Source organism: Candidatus Zixiibacteriota bacterium (assembly GCA_035574315.1).
In the GTDB taxonomy this organism is placed as follows: domain Bacteria; phylum Desulfobacterota; class Binatia; order UBA9968; family UBA9968; genus DATLYW01.
Genome location: DATLYW010000046.1, coordinates 51,858 through 72,172, shown reverse-complemented (window position 1 = coordinate 72,172; position 20,315 = coordinate 51,858). Strand labels below are relative to the sequence as shown.

Here is a 20,315-nt window from a genome sequence, read left to right as displayed (position 1 = left end):
GGCGGTTTTCAAATTCGCGGAACCGGCACCCGCCTGGGCGCCCGCGCTTACGGATACCGGCGGGTGAATCTCGACCTGGCGCGCCAGCCGGCGCACGAAATCGCCCTCCAGCCGGTCGCGCCGAAAGCGCTCTACCTCTCGTTTTACGGGATCGGCCATCGTGTGATCCGGGAAAATGCGCTCGAGCTGATCGACGCCACGGAACTGAACGCCGTCGTGATCGACGTCAAGGGCGACCGCGGCGGGATTTCCTACACGAGCGCAATTCCACTCGCGGCAGAGGTGGGAGCCCAGAGGATCATCACGATCCCGGAACTGGACAGCCTGGTGAGATCCTTGCGCGAGAAGGGCCTGTACACGATCGCCCGCATCGTGGTTTTCAAGGACAATCTCCTCGCGTCGAGCAAACCGTATCTGGCGGTCAAGACCGCAGGGGGAGCGATCTGGCACGACCGCGAAGGCCTGGCGTGGAGCGATCCTTTCAAAAAAGAGGCGTGGGATTACAATATCGCTGTCGCCGTCGAGGCGGCCCGCCACGGGTTCGACGAGATCCAGTTCGATTACGTTCGTTTCCCGGATGCGCGGGGGCTGGTTTTCTCCAGGCCGGACACCGAAGAAAACAGGGTGGCTGCAATCAGCGGGTTTCTCGAAGCCGCACGCGAAAAACTCATTCCGCACAACGTGTTCTTGGCCGTGGACATCTTCGGATACGTATGCTGGAACCTCAACGACACCGGAATCGGTCAGAGGCTGGAGCGGCTGGCGGCGCACGTGGATTACATTTCGCCCATGCTCTATCCCTCGGGGTTTCACCGCGGCATTCCAGGGATCGCCAACCCGGTGGCACATCCCTATGAAATCGTTTATCGTTCACTGGAGCGCGCGAGAGAGCGAACCGGGTTTCCCGCCGTCCGCTTCCGTCCGTGGCTGCAAGCCTTCCGTGATTACGCGTTCGACCGCAGGTACTTTACCGGAAAAGAGATTGCGCAGCAGATCCGCGCCGCGGAAGACTTCGGCTCTCACGGCTGGATGCTGTGGAATCCGCAGAACGTCTATTCCGCGGAAGGGCTTGCCCGGGGATACAATTGAAAAGTGAGCGGTGAGCAGCAAGCGGTGTCAAGCCGGATAAATCCGTGACAATTCAAGCCGGCTATATATAGGGTTGATACTTTTGGCGGCTTACCGGGCCTGCGAGAGGATGAGCCGGCGGGGCGAAAAGCGATGACCGGGAGCGTCGGGGTTCTTCGGGCGCCGCGGCAAATGACAGGATTGTGCATGGCCGTGATCCTGACGTGGCTGCATGGCGCGACGGCTGCGGTTGCCGGAGCTTTCGAGCCGGCCGATTTTCGCGCAATCGACGAGGCGGTGAGCCGCGAGATCGGATCGGGAAACGTTCCGGGCGCAGTGGTTCTCGTCGGAGGTCGAAAAGGCACCCTGTATCGGCGGGCGTTCGGCTACCGCGCTCTGGAGCCGGAGAAGTTGCCGATGACCGAAGAAACGATCTTCGATCTCGCCTCGCTCACCAAAGCGGTCGCGACGACCACGGCGGTCATGCAGCTCGCGGAGCAAGGCAAACTGGCTCTCGACGACCGGGTCGAGCGCTACTGGCCCGAGTTCGGCTCCAGCGGAAAACGGGGCGTGCGCGTCATCGACCTGCTCGCGCACACGAGCGGCCTTCGCAGCGGATTCAGCGGAGATCCTGCATGGTCGGGGTACCGGGCGGCGCTCGAGCGGATCGAAGCGGAAAAGCTTCTCTGGCCGCCCGGCACGAAGTTTCTCTACAGCGATCTCAACTTCGTCGCCCTGGGCGAGCTGGTGGCCCGCGTCTCCGGTCTGCCGTTCGAGGTCTATTGCGACCGGCGGATCTTCGCCCGGCTGGGAATGACGGACAGCGGTTTCAGGCCGGGGCCGGAGAAGCACCGGCGTATCGCGCCGACGAGCTACCGAAACGGCCGGCTCCTGTGGGGAGAGGTTCACGATCCGACTGCTTCAAGGATGGGCGGTGTCAGCGGCCATGCCGGTCTTTTCTCCAGCGCCGACGATCTCGCGCTGTTCGCGCGCGCGCTGCTCGGTTTCGGCGCGGCAGGCTCGGGGACGATCCTTCGGCCCGAGACGATAAGCGCAATGGCGGCGCCACGCGTCCGCGCGAACGGGAACGGATGGTGGGGGCTGGGATGGGAGGTGGCGCCTGCGTTCGATTTCTCCGCGAACGGCTCGCCTCACCTGGCTTTCGGACACAACGGCTTTACCGGAACGTCGCTCTGGATCGACCCGGACTCGAGGCATTACGCGATCGTCCTCGCCAGCCGACTTCACCCTGGAGACGCGGGCGATGCAAAGCCGCTGCGGGCCGAAGTCGCGCGGATCGTCGCTCGGGCTCTCGGGCGCTTCCCGGCAGAGAAGAAGGAGGCACGCCAGGCCGCGGCCGGGGAAACGGCCGGGGCGGGGGCAGGCCCCGTGCGTGTCGGCGTGGACCGGCTCGTGGAGCAGGATTTCGCGCCCCTGGCCGGCCGGCGGGTCGGCCTGATCACCAATCACACAGGGGTCGACCATGCCGGGAGGAGGACGATCGATCTTCTTTCCGGAACCCGGCGGGTCGGGCTCAAAGCGATCTTCAGCCCGGAGCACGGCCTGGCGGGAGGCAGCGAGGCTAGGGTGCCCTCGACCGTCGAGCCGGTAACGCGGATTCCTGTGCACAGCCTTTACGGAAGCGTTCGGCGCCCCGCCGGCCGAATGCTTGAAGGTATCGACGCGCTGGTCTTCGACGTCCAGGACGCAGGCGCCCGTTTCTACACCTATATCACGACGATGGCTTACGCGATGGAAGCGGCGGCAAAACGGGGAATCGAGTTTTTCGTGCTCGACCGGCCCAACCCGATCAACGCGTCGGCGGTCCAGGGCCCGGTTCTGGACCCCGACCTGAAATCGTTCACCGGCTATTTTCCGATGCCGGTCAGACACGGCATGACGGCCGGGGAGCTGGCGGCGATGTTCAACGGCGAGGCCGGAATCGGCGCGCGGCTCCGCGTTCTCGAGATGACGGGCTATCGCCGCACCGCCTGGTACGACGAGACGCGACTGCGCTGGATCGGTCCGTCTCCGAACCTGCCGACCCTGGCGGCGGCGGTGCTCTATCCGGGTGTGGCGATGGTCGAAGCCGCAAACGTAAGCGTAGGCCGTGGAACGGACGTTCCCTTCCAGGTCGTGGGCGCCCCCTGGATCGACGGCGCCGAGCTGGCTGATTATCTCGGCCGGCGGAAGATTCCCGGTCTCTCTTTCAAAGCCGCAAGCTTCACGCCAGGTTCCGATCGCTACCGCGATCGGTTGTGTCACGGCGTGCGCTTGATCGTCGAGGACCGGGAACAGCTCGATACCCCGGCCCTGGGAATCGAGCTGGCGAGCGCGCTTTACCGTCTTTACCCGGGTCAGTTCGAGCTCGAAAAAAACCTGGCGCTTGTCGGTGCCCGGTGGGTGCTTCAGGCGATCAAGGAAGGGCGGGACCCGAAAGCGATCGCCCGGGCCTGGGCGCCGTCGCTCGAGGCGTTTGGCAGGGTGCGAGCGAAATACCTGCTCTACCGTTGATATCTCATTGAGATGCGAAGGGTTTCTCGGGCCGAGACCGCTTCGCGGCGGTTCCCCCTTCAGACGTTCCGTGCAACCGGGAACCGGGAGAAATCGCAGACCATTCCTTCACCCCCTCCGCAGCTTCCCGCAGATCATTTCGGGCAGCGCGCTAAAAATCGCCGTCCCTTGCAGATTTGAAAGGAAGCCGGCCGGATTCTTGTCATTTGTGCAACAGGCGATCAACAGGCACGCGGAGTTGGAGGTTTGCGCGCCGGGCACGGCGTTTGAATATCAAGCCATGTGCCGGCTCAAGGTTCCGGGGGAGGTGCACTGATGAACGGCACGGCTGACCTCAAGGCAATGCGGGTGACGATCGGAGACCTTATCGTCGCGATTACGGAAGCCGCTCTGGAAGCGACGGGAGACAAGGACAAGGCTTACGAAATCACGAGCCTTGCCCTTGGTACGCTTTTGGAGAACTCCACCGCGGACGGCCTGCTCGCGGCCTGCGATGACAGTGTGGTTCACTGACGCGAGGCGAACCGGGCTCCGCGGAGGCGCAAGGTGCACGACCACGGGAGTTCGCTTCACCGGAAGGAGGTTGCCGTGAAGCCGGAGGCCGTTGAGCGCGTCGCGACCTGCCGGAGGCCGTGCTCAGTACCCGACGCATCTTTCGAACTCGTCGTAGGCGGCATGGAGCGTCGATACGAAGTAGTGGAACCAGGGCATGATGTCGTGGCGGCCGTCGTGCCAGCCGAGAGAGCTGGCGCGCAGCGCCGCATAGTAACTTTCCCTGGTTTGCTCGACGATCCGTTCGAGGCTGATGTAGCGGCCCACCATATAGCCGTGCTGGTACAGGACCAGGAGCGTTAGCAGGCGGGAGATACGACCGTTGCCTTCGCGGAACGGGTGGATGCAGAGGAAATCGAAAACCAGGCCGGCGACCGCCAGAAGCGGCGGGATGCTCGACCGGTCCAGGCTCTCCCTGTAGCTCCGGCACAGCTCCTCGACGGCGGCGGGCACCCGGGCGGGCTCCACCGGGCAGAAGCGCACGTCGAGCTGGCCCTCGGGATCGAGCTCGACGATTTCGTTTTGCGTCTCTTTCCATTCCCCCGCGTCGCCGATGGTTCCCGCCATGGCGACCGAATGAAGGCATTTCAACGTCTCGGGAGTAACCGCGACGCTATCGGCGTTGGCGTAAACCCAGCGCAGGCCGTTGGCATAACCCACGATCTCTTCCTCGGATCGATCGCGCGGTCGCGCGTCGCAGAGGACGAGCGGCCGCAGGCGCTCGGGCTCGACGGTGACGCCGTCGATGCGGTTCGATGAAGCGGTTCCTTCGATGATCGCGGTTTCCTGCAGCGTCCTGAGGAGGCGAGAAGAGCGCCTGACGTAAAGGGCTTGTCTTTTCCTGGACTCGGCCAGCTTGTCGAGCAGCCAGGCTGTCCCCGGCGGCAATTGTATCGTTGCCAGGCGGTCTCCGCGGAAAGTCATCATGGCCGGCTCGGAAGAGTCACTGCGGTCGGTCTCCGCCGCTCACCTCGTTCTAGACGATGACCACCGAGTTCTCCGTCCCGTAGTCGTTGGGCACGGTTCCAGTCATTGAAATCGCCCGCCACATGGGCAGTGCCGACGAGATTCGCGACTTCTTTGGGCAGGATGAACGTCACCTTGCAAACCGACTTTCCCTCCAGGTACCGCTTTTTCAGGCTCATAGGCGGTGCTCTCCTGAGTCGTTTTGCCCAGCCGCGGCGAGCAATTCCCGTACCAGCGACTCCGGCAGGTGTTGGAAAAAAAACGGCCGGAGGCCCGATCGGGCCTCCGGCCGAAACCACCGTCGGTTCGGAGCGGGGCTGCCCTAGGCGCGGGCGACCGGGACGGTCTCGGCGACGGTCTTGCTGATCTCGGATATGTCGCTGCCGAGCAACGCGAGGAGGTCGTCCAGCGTGACGATTCCAAGGACCTTGTTGCCCCCGTCGACGATGGGCACCCGCCGGACGTGTTTTTCGTGCATGAATCTCGTGAGATCGTGCAGGTTCTTGTCCACGGTGATGCAGGCGGGATTGGGGGTCATGACCTCGCTCACCTTGGTCTGGCGAGAGTCCTTCGTTTTCCCGGCGACCTTCAGGGCGATATCCCGATCGGTGAGAATACCGCAAAGTCGCCCGTTCTCCTGGACGATCATGCAGCCGATGTTCTTTTCCGCCATCAGCTGGCAGGCGTCGGCCACGCTCGCGTGCGGGGAAATGCTGACCACGGGCCGCTGACAGAATTCTTGCAATGACATGGCGTCACCTCCTCAGAAAATTTTTCACCTGTGTCCAGTCTCCCGGAAATCGGCAATTAGCGTGCCAGACCAGGAGAAAGGAAATTACAAGATGACACCTTAATATTTGCGAGATAATGTCTCCAAAATCATCAGGAATTTTTTTCGATTCGGACAAAAAATTCTCGGTTTCAGGAAGATTATTGATTTTTCCAAGCTGCCCGTTCGGCGAAATATCAAGAACCGAAAACCAGCACGAACCGAAGCCCAAACAACCGAGAACCCTGGATTCGGACCCCGATGGCGGAAGACGCTCAGGCGACGTGTTTCTGCTTTTTTTCGGCGCTCTTTGTCGAGGCGAGGATCCTTATTACTTCCTCGTCGGTCACCTGCGAGAAGTCCTCGAAGAACTGGCCGACGGCGAAGAAATCCTCGGGAGTATCGAGGTAAACCACCTCGTCGGCGTATTTCGAAATATGTTTCAGCGTCGCAACCGGCAGGACGGCGACCGCCGCGATCAATTTCGCCGGTTTGTGCTCCCGGACAGAGCGCAGGGCCGCAATCATCGTCGCGCCGGTGGCGATGCCGTTGTCGACCACGATCACGACGCGCCCTGACGGATCGGCAGGCGGCCGGAACGGCGTGTACCTGCGGCGGCGCCGGCGCAGGGTTTCGAGCTGTTCCTCTTTTTCCCTTTCCAGATATTCCTCGCTGACTCCCAGTTCGGCCGCGGCGCCGGAAAGATAGACCCGCCCCTGCTCGTCGACCGACCCGATGGCGAATTCGGGTTGGCCGGGAGCGCCCAGCTTGTGCACCAGGACCACGTCGAGGTCCCCGTCCAGGCCGTCGGCGATCACCTTCGCCATGGGAACGGCTCCCCTCGGGATTCCCAGGACCAGCGGCTTTTGCGGCTTGTACTTGATCAGCTTTTGAAGCAGCAGCGAGGCTGCGTGCTCTCGATCCCTGAACATCATGACGATTCTCCTACGCGGAAGAGGCTTCGAGCGAATGACTTGCATTGAACATGCCAAGGCGCCCATCCCATGATTCTTCATCCGAGGGAAGAAAACAGGATTTCCTTTGCAGGGATGAGAAAGCCGGAAGATGACCGCCGCAACCAGTTCCCGGGCCAGTTTCCGGTTCCAGGTTTCGGTCATTCTATTCGCCGAGATCTTCGCCGCGCCGGGCCAGGCGGATGTTCGAGATCTGAATCACGCGAACACAGGAGGCTTCCCTGAGCGGTGCGAGGATCTCTATCGTGTCGCCTCGGGAATGGAGGCGCTGGATCAATCCCAGGGCGACGGTCCGATTATAGTCGTAGTTGAGCCCGACCAGAAGTCCCTTGAGGCTCTCCGGCGAAAGCCGGTCCAGAGAAAGGAGCGGGAGGAGCGGTTCGGCCGACGAGCCGAGCCTGCCCGACGGAGGCGACAAAACGATCAGACGGCTGGCGTCGAATGCGAGCGACCTCGCCCGCCGAAAATAAGCGCGGAATCGCCGCGTTCTATAGCGATAACGCTCGGCAAGGCTCCTCAGCCGCGCAGAGCGGCAGGCCGGCAGGCGGTGGATCGCGAGATTCGGCCGATGCTCGAACAGCGAGAGCACCGGCTCAAGCTCGTTCCGGCGCTGAAATGCGACGACGTGTTGCGGGTCGAGCAGGGCGATTTTGGCCGACTTCAGCTGGAAGCCGGCGGTTCCAACGACCAGCCCGGTGGTGTCGATGAGAACCGCTTTCGCCCCTCGCCTTAGCGCCTCGTCGGCAAGCGTTCGCGTCGCGACGGCGATCTGAAGCAGGTGACCGACCGGCGACACGGAACCGACGAACGAAAGCGCATGGCATGGCAGGGATCGGCGCGTGGACGAGGGGCGAACCAGCATGGACAGACCGACGGTGGCGGGAGGACCGACGGTCGATTGACCGATGTCGCTGTCGAGGATCGCCACCGGAGCAACTCCCGAGCGACAGAAGTGGGCCGCGCAGGAACGGACAAAAGTGGTCTTGCCGGTGTCCGAGGCCCCGAGAAAGAGGATGACGCCGGGCCGTCTCGCCAGAGCGTGAAAGGTTGCGGCCCATAGCGGTTCTCTCACGGTTTTCATCGGCATGTCCACGGAGCTACAATGGGCTCGAAGCACTCCATTCCACGGAGCTCGCTCTCATGTCAACCCGCCGGCCGCACGCAAGCGTTGATCGTTGCCGGTCGGGACCGATCGCGGGGATTCCGATGGCCGCGAATAAAACGGGAACGTTTTGTTCATAATTGAGAACCTCCCGGGCGATACGTCGCAAAGCGCAAGGCACGCATCTTGCGCTGTACAAGTCCTATGATCGCCGAAGCGCAGAGCCCGGAAAAGATCCGGAAAACGGAAGATCGGAAGGGTCCGGACGAAGAACCGGTCGTTCGAAGCAGAATCGAACTTCAACCGGAGCTCAGCCTCATGCTGGCTGTTCTCGAAAACGCCGTTTCTTCATTCCAAAAGCATCTTCTCGCCCGCGACCGCAGAGGAAAAAGGATATTTGCGGAGACGGAGCAGTGGATTCAAGACGACCGGAACGACAGGATCTTCTCCTTCGTGAACGTCTGCGAACACTTGGGCATCAATCCGAAATACCTTCGCCGCGGTCTGATGCGCTGGAAGAAGGAGAAGCTGGAGCGGCAGGCGTTGCGCTCGCCCGACGATCCCGAACATTCTTTTGGCGGTTCCGTCCCGGAAGTACGGGCCGCGGAAGAGAGCGAAGCGGAAGCGGGCGAGGGACCGGACGCCTTGGCTCTCTATCTCCAGGAAGTTGCGACGATCCCGCCGCTCAGCCGGAAGCGCGAGAACGACCTGATCGAGCAGATGAAGCGGGCGCAGGAAGAGCTCGAGCAAGAAGCGCTGACCGCTCCGGCCGCCGTCGACTATGCCCTCGCCAGGCTGGACGAGCAAGCGAAAGCGGCAGGCGAAACGGAACCACCGGATGAGGCCCGCCGGCAGCGGCTTACGAAAACGGCGGCCATGGTCCGCAGCCTGGCCGGGTCCCGCGACCGGATTGCAGCGGCGCTGGGGGAGCCATCGTTGCCGCCGTTGGAGCGGAAGCGATTCGAGCAGGAACTCATTGGGGTGAATGCGGAGATTGCAAAGGCCTTGAAAAGCCTTCTCCCCAAAAGCGCCGTGGCGGAAATCGCATCGGCGCTGAAGAGCGCATCCGCTCGCCTTGCGGAGCAGGAGAGCCAGGCAAAGGCCGCCCCTGAGGTCGATCGGGCTGCGATTCTCGCCGAGGTCCGGCGGATCGAGCAAGAGATGAAGCTTCCGGCGACAGAGATAAGACGCCGCGCAAGCTCGATCGCGCAAAGCGAGGCGCGGCTCCTTGCCGCAAGAAGCGAACTCATCGATAAGGGCCTGCGACTGGTGGTACGGCTGGCGAGAAGATACGCCCGGCGCGGCCTGCAGCTCCTCGATCTCATTCAAGACGGTAACGTGGGGCTCTTGAAGGCGGCGGAAAAATTCGATCCGACTCTGGGGCTCCGTTTTTCCACGTACGCCTGGTGGTGGATTCGCGAGTTCATCCGGCGTGGAGCGTTCGAGACAGCGCGGCTGATCAGGGTGCCGACCAGCGCCATGGCGGAATGGCGCGAGCTGCGCCGGGTCCGGCGCGAGCTCTCCCGGAAGCTGTGGCGCGAGCCGACGCTGGCGGAGATTGCGGCGGAATCCGGCAAGTCGATCGAGGAGGTGTTGCGCGTCGTAGCGACGATGACCCGGCCCGTTTCGCTCGAAGCTCCGCTGGGCGAGGATTCCACCGTGGCGCAGTTTATCGAGGACCGGGCCGGCCCGGAGCCATTCGAACGGATCTTGGTGGAAGAGGTTCGCGCTCAGGTGGCCAGGGCGCTCGCCGCCTTGCCGCCGAAGGAAGAAGCGGTGCTGCGGGCCCGTTTCGGCCTCGGGGATGCCCGGCCGCACACGCTGGAAGAGCTCGCCAGGGAGTACTCCATTACGCGCGAGCGCGTCCGCCAAATCGAGCACAAGGCTCTTGAAAGGCTGCGACGAAACGCGTCGCAAGCCGTTGCGAGCAATTTCGGATGAAATAGTGTCTGCGAAGCAGCGCGGCGCCGTCGAGCAGTCAAAGGGGGCATCGTGAGAACGCTGGTTCTATTGCGTCACGGGGAGAGCGTGTGGAATCGAGAGAATCGCTTTACCGGCTGGGTGGACGTCGGCTTGACCGACAAGGGTATCCGAGAGGCCGTTGATGCCGGACGCCTTCTGCTCGAGAAAGGCTTTGGATTCGATGTCGCGTATACTTCCGTTCTCAAGCGAGCCATCAAAACCCTCTGGATTGTTCTGGAGGAAATGGATCTCATGTGGATTCCCGTCCATCAAAGCTGGCGGCTCAACGAGCGCCACTACGGCGCCCTTCAGGGATTGAACAAATCGGAGGCGGCGAAACGGTTCGGGGTCGAGCAGGTCATGATCTGGCGCCGAAGCTACGCAGTCCCGCCTCCGCCGCTGTCGAAGGACGACGAATCCAATCCGTCCAGGGATCCGCGTTACTCGGCGCTCAGAGCGGAAGAGATCCCGTTTACAGAAAGTCTCAGGGACGTGGAAGCGCGCTTGCTGCCGTATTGGCGGGAAGCCATTGGTCCGGCCATCCGGGACGGAAAGCGGGTCCTGATCGTCGCGCACGGGAACAGTCTCAGGGCGTTAGTGAAGTTTCTCGACAAGATCCCGGATGAGAAGATCGCCGAGGTTAATATCCCTACCGCCATTCCGCTGGTTTACGAGCTGGACGACGAGCTGGTGCCGACCCGAAGCTTTTATCTCGGCGATCCAGCGACGGTGCAGCGCGCGATACGGGAAGTTGCCGGACAGATAAGCCGGGAGTAAGAGGGCCTGGGCGGCGAGTGCAAGGGGTTTTCCGGGAGCGGCCAAAAAGGGATGGCGAAGGATTTTGCGGTTATCCGGCGGCCTCCACGAACCGGAATCTCGCGCCCACGAGTGTCGCCACGACCACCAGGCCCGTAGAGACAAGGATCATCATGATGCCCAGGGCCGAGAGCTTGCCCCAGAGCCCGTCCTCGGCAAAGCGCAGGATCTGAACGGCAAGCACTTCCGTGCCCGGCCGCGACAGGACTACGGAGAGCGTCAGCTCGCGCACGAACATCGTGGCCATGAGAATCCACGCGGAGACGATGCCCGGAACGAGAAGGGGAAGCAGGATCCGGCGCATCGTCGTGAGCGGACTCGCCCCGCAGACGCGCGACGATTCCTCGAGATGCGAGTGAATCTGTACGAAGGCGCTGGACAGAGGCCGGATGCCGTAGGGCATGTAGGTCGCGACGTATCCGATCAGCAGGGCCCAGAGGGTGGCGTACACCGGTGTCTGGACGAAGAACCACATGAATCCTATGCCGATGACGATGCCTGGAAACGAAAACGACAGATAGCTCAGCGACTCGAGCACGCCGGAGGCCGTAGATCGGACCTTGACGATGATGTAAGCGACGAAAACGGAAAGCAGCACGCCCAGGGTCGCACCGGCCACGCCCAGGATGAGGCTGTTCCGCAGGGACAGCACCGAAATGGGATCCTCCAGGACCTCGGTCCAGTGATGCTTCCAGCTCATCAGCGAGAAGGCCCGGGCGCTCGGCACCATGGAGTAGGGCACGAGCGAAGTGTATAACAGCACCGCCACCGGAAGCACGATCAGGACCATCGAGAGGAGACCCACGACCAGGAAGAGGGGTATTCTCGCCCCCTTGAGCTCGACCACTGCGGGGCGGAAACCGCGGCTCGAGATGGTGACGTATTTCTCGCTTTCCGACGTGAGCGCCCGGTAAACGATTATGAGAATGACCGAGGCCGCCAGCACGCTCATTCCTACAGCGGCGGCTTTCCCGTAGTCCGGTGCGAAGCCCTTGGCGATCATTTCATACAGGTAGGTGGCGAGCACGTACACGCGTCCAGGCATGCCAAGCACGGATGGGACGGAAAAAGAGGCCAGGCTGCGGACCACGCCCAGAATGAAGGCTGCCAGGATGGCGGGCCGGAGCACGGGCAGGGTCACCCGCCGCAGAGTGAGCCACGGACCGGCCCCGAACACTCGGGACGATTCCTCGAGGCTCACGTCGAAGGAGCCCATGGCGGGCGCGATGATCAGGTAAGCGACGGGAAGGTCAAGGAGCCCCTCCACCAGGATCATCCCCGCCATGGAATAGATATTGAAGGGCGCGCTGTCGAGAGAGAAGGCCTGCTGGAGCACGAGGTTCATGATCCCGTTTGAAGGATTCAGCAGCAGCGCCCAGCTTACCGAAAAGAGCAGGTGCGGGATCATCATCGGAATGATCGAGATGATCTGGAACAGGAACTTGAAAGGAATGTCGGTGCGGTTGTTGAGATAGGCGAGGAACAAGGCCAGGCCGGTGGCGAGCGTCGATGAGCCGAGAACGAAGACGATCGTGTTCGCGATGGCGTTGAAAAACTCCGGGTCGGTGTAGGCCTGGACGTACTTGTCCAGAGTGAAGCTCCCGAAGGCGGTCAACCCTTTCGAAAAGCTTCCCAGCACGAGCATGACCACGGGACACAGGGTCAGGGATCCGACGATGAGAATCAGCAGATAAGTCAGCTTCGATCGCGCCTGAACCATTCCCTCCGCCCTTCCTCAAAGCGACACGAGCAGGCAATGAGCGGGACTCACGGCGAACGTGACGGGATCGCCTTCTTCCAGGCTCGTGTCCGTATCCAGTTTCGCGAGCAGGCGCTCGGTACCGATCCGGATTTCAGCCTCGTAGGCCTCGCCGACGAAAACCAGGGATTCGACGCGGCCCTTGAGGATGTTCGCGCCGGCGGCCGTCTCTGGCCGGGCGATCCGCAGGAATTCCGGCCGGATGCAGAGCGTGGCTTCGGTTCCAACAGGGATCTCGCGGCGCTGGCAGGCGATGGTGCCCAGGCCGCAGTCCACGATGGTGCGGCCAGCCTCATGGGCGCGGACGCTCGCCTTGACCAGGTTGGCGCGGCCGATGAAATCCGCCACGAACCGGGTGTCCGCGTCGAAATAGATCTTCTTCGGAGACCCCACCTCGATGATCTGTCCCGCGCGCATGACCGCGACCAGGTCGGAGAGCACCAGCGCTTCGACCCGGTCGTGCGTCACGTAGACAGCGGTGATCTTCAACTCGCGCAGGAAGCCTCTCAGCTCCTTGCGGGTCTCTTCCCGTAGCTTCGCGTCGAGATTGCTCAGCGGCTCGTCGAAGAGGATGACCTTCGGCTCGGCGACCAACGCCCGCGCCAGCGCCACGCGTTGCTGCTGCCCCCCGGAGAGCTTGGTCGCCGGGCGCCTCTCGAATCCTTCGAGGCGCACGAAGCGCAGGGTCTTCTCGACCATCTGGCGAATAACCTCCCGCGGGAGCCTGCGGACCTGAAGCGGATAGGCCACGTTGTCGAACACGTTCATGTGCGGCCAGATGGCGTAGGTCTGGAACACCATCGCCAGTCCCCGCTTCTCCGTCGGAACAGAGATATTCTTCTCCCTCGACGAGACCACTTCGCCGCCGATCCGGATCTCCCCGCTGTCCGGGGTCTCCAGCCCGACGATGCAGCGGAGCAGCGTGGTTTTGCCGCAACCGCTCGGTCCCAGAAGGGTGAAAATCTGGTTGCCGGGAATCGTCAGATTCACGTTGTCGAGGGCCTTGATGGTCTTGCCCTCGGAGAAATAGTGCTTGCTGACGCTCTCGATCCGGATTTCCATGCTGTGCCGCTTATGGACCGACGCGGAAATGACGGGGGGCGCTCATGGCTCGCGCGCCTCGCTCCCGGCTTGCATGCTTGCAGGGCAAACGCCGCGCCGGCCCGTGGAAACGGGCTGCCGGCGCTTCGCCGGCAGCCCCTCGGAAAGTAAGGTCTGCCTGGATCGCTGAAAGCCGTGACGATACTACCGGACGTTGAAGATTTTTTTGAACTCGCTGCCCCATTTGTTGGTTTCTTCGTCCGATAGCTCGCGGATGGCGATGACCTTGGCCTTGTCGATTCCGTCGATGGGAGGAAAGACGCCGGGCGCAAGCACGTACTCGCCCACGTCTTTGGCGAGAATGCCCATGGCCTTCTGCGAAAGCCAGTAATCCACGAACAACCGCGCGGCGTTGGGATGCGGCGGTTTGGAGGTCACGGCGATGGCCCGCGGAGTACCGAGCATGGGTTGCGCGACCCTGGCCCAGTCGAGCGGAGCCGGGGCCTTGGTAACGATGTACTTCGGCATGGAGATGCCGATCAACTTCTCGCCGCTCTCGATCGGCGCGGGGGTCGGACCCAGAGAGGCGACGAACATGGGCCGGTTGGCGGCCAGCCCCTTGAGGAACTTCATCCACTCGGCCTCGGACTTGAAGACATGCTCCTTGAGCCCGATCAGCCAGCCGATCGTCGTGGCATGGTTCGCGGGATTGGGCATGACGATCTTGTCCCTCCATCTGGGGTGCGTGAGATCCTCGTAGCGCTTCGGCACGTCGGCCTTTTTCACCAGCTCCTTGTTGTAGATCAGCGCGATGTACTCGATCCCGAAGAGCTGGATGTAATCGTCCTTCTTCGTCCACTGAGGGTAACCGGCGGCGGCCGGCGAGCGGTAGGGCGCCAGAATGCCCTTTTCCTTCAGCAGCTCGAGGATCGGCAATGGTGCCTGGACCACGTCAGCCATGAACTTGCCGGCCTCGAACTCGGTGACGGCAGTTGCGACGAACCTCGCGGTCGAGATCCTGGTGTATTCGGCCTTCACGCCCGTATCCTCGGTGAAGGCTTTCATGATAGGCTCGACGGCCGTGATGTTGGCGTAGAAGGCTACCTTGCCCTCGGCCCTGGCCTTATCGAGCAGGGTTTGGTCCGCGGCCCGGGCGTGCGCGGCCGCGAGGAGAACGATGCATGCGATAAGAGTCTTTTTCATGATGCTCTCTCCTATGGCCAGCTGATTTAAAAATTCCCGCCTTTTGCTGCGCTCCGCAATTCGCATACCAGATCTCGCACCGCCCGTTTGGCCGCAATCCCCGGCTCAGCGCCTCGATTCTTTTGCAATCGTGCCATTTCCCGCGAGCCCTTTTTTCATTCGTGGGAAATGACAGGGAAACCCTGTAGATCAGGGCTCCGGTCGCAGCGAAGCCCAGGACAACGGGCATCGTGTTGCCTTGATGCATGCCGGAACATCGACCGCATGCGTCCGGGAGCAGGTCATCGGGCGGGGTACAAGAACGGAAGCGGGCGATCGAGGAAAATGACCGCAAAGAAAGACCATCCGAACCTCGAAGACCTTGCTTGCGGAAGCGCGGGATAATCTTTCCTTGCTGGCACCGCTCTTGCTGGCTTTTTTCGTCGGCAATGATTCCCACGGAGGCTTTGGGTGACCTGAGGTCGGGCCGTCGCCGTGCCAGGCTTTTGGAGCGTCGCAAGGTGGTGGTCCAGACTCTCAATTACGTCAATGCGGAACGTGGCTCCCTGGAGGCCAACCGGGGGTGGAAGAATTTGTCCGCAAAGCGAAACCGGAGATCGCTGCTCAATCAGGTCTACCGCTGGTACACGGCGGAACTCCGGAAGATTGATGCGGAGCTGAGCCGGTTGAAGCCGCCGGCGCACCACGCTCGCAGCGAGTAGCCTTAGCGAAAAGCGTCCGGCGCCAACGCTGGCAAAAGCAATAACAAGAAAACAAAGCGCGACGCCTTTAAGACGGCGGTCCATCGAGCAGCTGTGACAGCGAGCAGGCGCGCGTGACTCCAGAAAAGGAGGCGCACAATGGCAACTTACATCATGCTGACGAGGCTTTCGCCCGAAGCCCTCAAGCTGCCGGGATCCGTGGCCGAGCTCAACAAACAGGCCGAGGAACGGATCAAGAAGGAATGCCCGGGCGTCAAGTGGCTCGCCAACTACGCGGTTCTGGGCCCTTGCGACTACCTGGACATTTTCGAGGCTCCGGACAGCGAGACGGCCACGAAGGTGGCGTTGCTGATCCGGTCGTTCGGCCACGCGACGACGGAGACCTGGGTGGCAACGCCGTGGGATAACTTCCTGAACCTGGCAACCGGCCTGAAGGGCTGAGGGAACAGCCCTTTCCAGAGACGGCTACACGATACATTTGCGAGCGTTTGCAAAGTCGCAAGCGGAGAGGATCGCCTTTTTGCAGAGCCGAAAATCTTTCGACCGAAGGCGAAACAGATGAAGATGTTTTTGGTGGCACGCCGATTGCGGCGACGTATTGTTGAGTCCGCAACCATGTAGACATGGTATCGTGGGTGGCTCGTCGCCGAGGCGTTTCGAGCAGGCTGGTGAGCGTCAGGCCGAGCGCAAGAGCTTATCCCACTTTTCGACGGCTACCCGGGTGGGCTCCCCCAGTTAATGAGAGAAAGGAGGAAAGAGTCATGGCAGAAAGGGCAAGAGAGCACGAAACGAGGGCGGTGGCGCCATGGAGGCCGTTCATGGACTTCAGGCGCTGGGAGCGGGAGATGGACCGGATGATGGACGAGTTCTTCGGCCGGGCAGTGAGACCCTGGTGGCCGGTGTGGGGGCGGGAGGACAGGGAGATCGTCAGCCCCGCGATGGACGTTTACGAGGAGAAGGACGAGATCGTCGTCAAGGCGGAGCTCCCGGGGATGAAGAAGGACGACATCGAGGTCAACATCTCCGACTCGCAGCTGATCCTCAAGGGGGAGAAAAAGAGAGAAGAAAAGATCGAGGAGGAAAACTACTACCGGTGCGAACGCTCCTACGGCGCTTTCTACCGGGCCATCGATTTGCCCAAGGAGGTGCAGGCGGACAAGATCAAGGCCTCGTTCAGGGATGGGGTTCTGGAGGTGAGGCTGCCGAAGAGCGAAGAGGCCAAGACTCGAGAAATCAAGGTGAAGGTGGAGTGAGCGGCGATGCCGGCCGGGTCCGCGGGCGAGCTACGGCGGTTCCAGAAACGCCCCGGGCCCGGCGCGGTAATTCGTTTCCTGGTTTCCAGTTTCAGGTTCACGATTCGCTCGCGCAGGTCTTAGTGGCGTTTGACCTCTCGAACGGAGCGAAGCGGTCGAACGGCCCGAACGGTTCGAACGGGAGCAAAGCGGCCTACTGCGGCGAGATGCCGTAGTCTTTCTCCAGCGTTTTTCTTATCTTTTCCATCGCCGCGCGAGTGGCTTCGAGCATTCGCCGGCTTCTTCCGTCCGCGATGCGCCCTTTGCGAATGTTTTCGAGCAGTGCCTCGGCGCGATCGCGGAGGGACGCGTATTCCTGCTGAAGCGCGTGCAGGTCCTTGCCGCGCCGCCCCTTCTTTACCTTCCAGATTTCATGGACGACGTACCTTTTTTTGGTTCGCACGGCTTCCGAAAAAGCCGCCCAGCCGGCATAGACGCTCTGGAAGCAGGGATAGATCTTGATTTTTTGTTCGTCCGGAAGGCGGAGCACCTGCTGGAACAAGGTCTCGAACCATCGATCGACCAGCCGCATGAACCTCGGAAGCGGGATTTTTCTGGTGGTGCGCACCGTCGGTCTGTGCTGGTATTCCTCGGCGGAAAAACAACGCAGCAGAACATAGGTGTCGACGATTCCCAGCTGCCGCGCCCGTTTGAGAAAGGCCTGGCCGTGTCCGTGGTAAACGTTGCCCTTTTCCTTGAGCTCGTAATGGATCAGCTCGTGCTTCAGCAGCTTTTCCAGCTCCTCTCGCGTCCTGCGAGTGTCCTTGATGAGAAGCTCCGGCTCTGCGGCCTCTCCTTGCGCGCCCAGGGGGAGCGTTTTCACGAGCCTGACAGGGCGGGGCCTCAGCCCCTTGAAGTAGCGGCGGATGATCCTGGTCTCGAGCCGGTAAATCGAACGTTCCCTTGCGTTCATCTGCCGTGCTTTTAGCCTTTCGGCCGGCGGTACGCCAGACCATGAAGATGGGGCATCGACGCCGGGCATGTCAGCCAGATTCGGCGCACGCCACGGGCGCTCTCGTCGCGCCGGCACGCCCGGCCGGCTCCCCGCGGCCCGTTTCACCGAGCCGCCGCTCGGCTTCCATCACGGTGAGCGTCGTCTTCAGCACGGCGTCGGGATTCAGCGAGATGCTGTCGATGCCCAGCTCCACCAGAAACGCCGCGAAATCGGGGTAGTCGCTCGGGGCCTGCCCGCAAATGCCGATCTTCTTTCCCTTCGCCTTGGCGGAGCGAACGGCGCTGGCGATCATTTTCTTGACTGCGGGATTGCGCTCGTCGAAGATGTGCGCCACGATCGCCGAGTCGCGGTCCACCCCCAGGACCAGCTGCGTGAGATCGTTCGAGCCGATCGAAAAGCCGTCGAAAATCTCGGCGAATTCGTCGGCGAGGATCACGTTGCTGGGAATCTCGCACATGACGTAGACCTCGAGCCGGTTCTCGCCGCGCCTGAGCCCGTGCTTTTCCATCTCGGAGAGCACCCGGCGACCTTCCTCGACCGTACGGCAGAAGGGGACCATGAGCTTGACGTTGTCCAGCCCCATCTCGTCGCGCACTTTTTTCATGGCGCGGCACTCCAGCGCGAATCCCGCCTGATAGCGCGGGCTGTAGTAGCGCGATGCGCCGCGAAAGCCGAGCATCGGGTTCTCCTCGACAGGCTCGTAGGCTTTTCCGCCGATGAGGTCGGCGTACTCGTTGGTCTTGAAGTCGCTCAGCCGGACGATGACGTCCCTGGGATAAAAGGCCGCGGCGATCATGGCCACGCCCTGGGCCAGCTTGTCGACGAAGAACTCCGGTTTGTCGGCGTACCCTGCGGTCAGGCGATCGATCTCGGCGCGTGCCGCCGGGTCCTCCAGCCGGTCGTAATCCAGCAGCGCCAGCGGGTGGGCCCTGATGTAAGTCGTGATGATGAACTCTTCCCGAGCGAGCCCGACGCCGTCGTTGGGAATCGCGGAGAGGCGGAAGGCTTCCTCCGGGTTTCCCACGTTCATCATGATTTTCGTTCTTGGCCGCGGCAGGTCCCGGAGGTTGACGCGGTCGACCTCGAACTTCAGGAAGCCGTCGTAGACGAACCCGATCTCCCCTTCGGCGCAGGAGACGGTCACCGGCTGCCCGTCGCGCAGCCTCTCGGTGGCGTCTCCGGTTCCGACCACCGCCGGCAGGCCCAGCTCCCGGCTGACGATCGCGGCATGGCAGGTTCTGCCGCCGCGGTTGGTGACGATCGCCGCGGCCTTCTTCATCGTCGGTTCCCAATCGGGGTCGGTCTTGTCCGTGACCAGCACGTCGCCGTCGCGGACTTCGTGCAGATACTGGACGCTGCGGACGACGCGCACGGGCCCGCAGGCGATCTTTTCGCCGACGGCGCGGCCTTGCACCAGCGGCTTGCCCCGTTCCGCGAGACGGTAAACCTCCAGCGTGTCGAGCGGCCGGCGCGACTGGACCGTCTCCGGGCGGGCCTGGACGATGAACAGCTCGCCGGTGCGGCCGTCCTTGGCCCATTCCATGTCCATTGGGGTGTAAGCGCCGCGCTTGCGGCTGTAGTGCTCCTCGATGAGGCAGGCCCAGCGGGCCAGCAGCAGGATCTCGTCGTCGTCGATGGCGAAACGCGCGCGCTCTTCGGGTGCGACGGGCACGTTCTTCACCATCTTGCCGCCGCCGACGTCGTAAACGAGCTTGAATTCCTTGCTTCCCGCGATCTTTTGCAGGATCGGCCGGTAGCCCAGCCGGAGGGTCGGCTTGAACACGTAGTACTCGTCCGGATTGACCGAGCCCTGCACCACGTTTTCGCCGAGGCCGTAGGCCGCGTTGATCAAGACGACGTCCGGAAATCCGGTTTCGGTGTCGACCGAAAACATGACTCCCGCGGCGGCGAGGTCGGAGCGCACCATGCGCTGGACCCCGATCGACAGCCCAACCTTCAGGTGGTCGAAGCGCTTGTCCTGCCGGTAAGAGATGGCGCGATCGGTGAAGAGCGAGGCAAAGCAGCGCCTGCAGGCCTCCAGCAGCGCCGCGTCTCCCTGGACGTTCAGATAGGTTTCGTGCTGTCCCGCGAAGCTTGCGTCCGCGAGGTCCTCGGCGGTGGCGCTGCTTCGAACCGCGACGTCGAGCGGCTCACGAGCACCGGCGCACAGCTCGCGGTAGGCCGCTATGATTTCGCGGCGGAGCGCTTCGGGAAGCGGGGCTTCCATGATCTCGCGGCGGATGGCGCTGCCCGCGCGCCGGAGGCTGGCGGCGTCGCCGGCGTCGATGCCGGAAAGCATTCGGGCGATGCGGCCGACGAGATCGGCGCCGCGAAGCAGGTCCCAGTACGCGTCGACCGTGATCGCAAAGCCATGGGGCACCTTGATTCCCTTCGGCACGAGTTCCCGGTAAAGCTCTCCCAGGGAGGCGTTCTTGCCCCCCACGGCCGGCACGTCGCCGATCCCGATCTCGTCGAACCAGCGGATATAGCGGTATCCGGGTTTGTCCGGCATCGATGTCAACCTGCCAATGATCCGCTCGGTAAGCGGGCAAAATCGGTGCCGTAGCACGGCGGGCGCGGCGAATAGTTTTGTGTGCTTTTTTCCCGGGGCGAGCCCCGGGGTTGTCATTTTTGAAAAAAA

17 protein-coding genes are annotated in these 20,315 nt (G+C 62.4%); 8 read left to right on the top strand and 9 right to left on the bottom strand.

Going from position 1 to position 20,315, the window contains the following annotated elements; genetic code table 11:
- From VNN77_15725 to VNN77_15715, 3 genes are all read left to right on the top strand, one after another.
- Positions 1 to 1,089: putative glycoside hydrolase (locus VNN77_15725; protein ID HXG52847.1), on the top strand; the 1,089-nt coding region annotated here is incomplete at its 5' end.
- Positions 1,090 to 1,275: 186 nt separating this feature from the next.
- The gene (locus VNN77_15720; GenBank protein ID HXG52846.1) at positions 1,276 to 3,582 is read left to right on the top strand and encodes an exo-beta-N-acetylmuramidase NamZ domain-containing protein; all 2,307 of its coding nucleotides are present in this window, start codon (positions 1,276 to 1,278) and stop codon (positions 3,580 to 3,582) included.
- Between the two features lie 315 nt (positions 3,583 to 3,897).
- Positions 3,898 to 4,095, top strand: a complete 198-nt coding sequence (locus VNN77_15715; protein HXG52845.1) for a hypothetical protein — start codon at positions 3,898 to 3,900, stop codon at positions 4,093 to 4,095.
- 123 nt (positions 4,096 to 4,218) lie between these two features.
- Here the strand turns inward: VNN77_15715 and VNN77_15710 are convergent, their stop codons facing one another.
- From VNN77_15710 to VNN77_15695, 4 genes are all read right to left on the bottom strand, one after another.
- Positions 4,219 to 5,061: a Fic family protein gene (locus tag VNN77_15710; protein ID HXG52844.1), complete on the bottom strand. Its 843-nt coding sequence runs from the start codon at positions 5,059 to 5,061 to the stop codon at positions 4,219 to 4,221.
- Between the two features lie 361 nt (positions 5,062 to 5,422).
- On the bottom strand, positions 5,423 to 5,851 hold the full coding sequence (locus VNN77_15705; protein ID HXG52843.1) for a CBS domain-containing protein: 429 nt from the start codon (positions 5,849 to 5,851) through the stop codon (positions 5,423 to 5,425).
- Positions 5,852 to 6,144: 293 nt separating this feature from the next.
- Complete coding sequence (locus VNN77_15700) at positions 6,145 to 6,804, bottom strand: phosphoribosyltransferase family protein (protein HXG52842.1); 660 nt, start codon at positions 6,802 to 6,804, stop codon at positions 6,145 to 6,147.
- 184 nt (positions 6,805 to 6,988) lie between these two features.
- Entirely contained in the window at positions 6,989 to 7,924 is a 936-nt protein-coding gene (locus VNN77_15695) for a Clp1/GlmU family protein (GenBank protein ID HXG52841.1), read from the bottom strand.
- Between the two features lie 474 nt (positions 7,925 to 8,398).
- Here VNN77_15695 and VNN77_15690 point away from each other — a divergent pair, with 474 nt between their 5' ends.
- Complete coding sequence (locus VNN77_15690) at positions 8,399 to 9,886, top strand: RNA polymerase sigma factor RpoD/SigA (GenBank protein HXG52840.1); 1,488 nt, start codon at positions 8,399 to 8,401, stop codon at positions 9,884 to 9,886.
- Positions 9,887 to 9,937: 51 nt separating this feature from the next.
- Complete coding sequence (gene gpmA / locus VNN77_15685; GenBank protein ID HXG52839.1) at positions 9,938 to 10,684, top strand: 2,3-diphosphoglycerate-dependent phosphoglycerate mutase; 747 nt, start codon at positions 9,938 to 9,940, stop codon at positions 10,682 to 10,684.
- A 70-nt stretch (positions 10,685 to 10,754) separates the two neighbouring features.
- On the opposite strand, the gene VNN77_15680 is transcribed toward gpmA, so the two are convergent.
- The 3 genes from VNN77_15680 to VNN77_15670 all read right to left on the bottom strand — a co-directional run bounded on the left by VNN77_15680 (position 10,755) and on the right by VNN77_15670 (position 14,726).
- A complete protein-coding gene (locus tag VNN77_15680) occupies positions 10,755 to 12,443 on the bottom strand; it encodes an iron ABC transporter permease (protein ID HXG52838.1) in 1,689 nt (562 codons plus the stop codon).
- Between the two features lie 15 nt (positions 12,444 to 12,458).
- Entirely contained in the window at positions 12,459 to 13,544 is a 1,086-nt protein-coding gene (locus VNN77_15675) for an ABC transporter ATP-binding protein (GenBank protein ID HXG52837.1), read from the bottom strand.
- A 183-nt stretch (positions 13,545 to 13,727) separates the two neighbouring features.
- Positions 13,728 to 14,726 carry an extracellular solute-binding protein gene (locus VNN77_15670; GenBank protein HXG52836.1) on the bottom strand — a complete coding sequence of 333 codons (999 nt, stop codon included), beginning with the start codon at positions 14,724 to 14,726 and terminating at the stop codon, positions 13,728 to 13,730.
- A 500-nt stretch (positions 14,727 to 15,226) separates the two neighbouring features.
- Here VNN77_15670 and VNN77_15665 point away from each other — a divergent pair, with 500 nt between their 5' ends.
- From VNN77_15665 to VNN77_15655, 3 genes are all read left to right on the top strand, one after another.
- Positions 15,227 to 15,427 (top strand): hypothetical protein, encoded by a 201-nt coding sequence (locus VNN77_15665; protein HXG52835.1) that lies wholly within the window; start codon positions 15,227 to 15,229, stop codon positions 15,425 to 15,427.
- Between the two features lie 138 nt (positions 15,428 to 15,565).
- A complete protein-coding gene (locus VNN77_15660) occupies positions 15,566 to 15,868 on the top strand; it encodes a GYD domain-containing protein (GenBank protein HXG52834.1) in 303 nt (100 codons plus the stop codon).
- A gap of 320 nt (positions 15,869 to 16,188) precedes the next feature.
- On the top strand, positions 16,189 to 16,680 hold the full coding sequence (locus tag VNN77_15655) for an Hsp20/alpha crystallin family protein (GenBank protein HXG52833.1): 492 nt from the start codon (positions 16,189 to 16,191) through the stop codon (positions 16,678 to 16,680).
- Positions 16,681 to 16,873: 193 nt separating this feature from the next.
- On the opposite strand, the gene VNN77_15650 is transcribed toward VNN77_15655, so the two are convergent.
- Both VNN77_15650 and ppsA read right to left on the bottom strand, forming a co-directional pair.
- On the bottom strand, positions 16,874 to 17,632 hold the full coding sequence (locus VNN77_15650; GenBank protein HXG52832.1) for a hypothetical protein: 759 nt from the start codon (positions 17,630 to 17,632) through the stop codon (positions 16,874 to 16,876).
- Positions 17,633 to 17,702: 70 nt separating this feature from the next.
- Positions 17,703 to 20,186, bottom strand: coding sequence for a phosphoenolpyruvate synthase (ppsA, locus tag VNN77_15645; GenBank protein HXG52831.1), 2,484 nt, complete (start codon positions 20,184 to 20,186; stop codon positions 17,703 to 17,705).
- Positions 20,187 to 20,315: the final 129 nt, after the last annotated feature.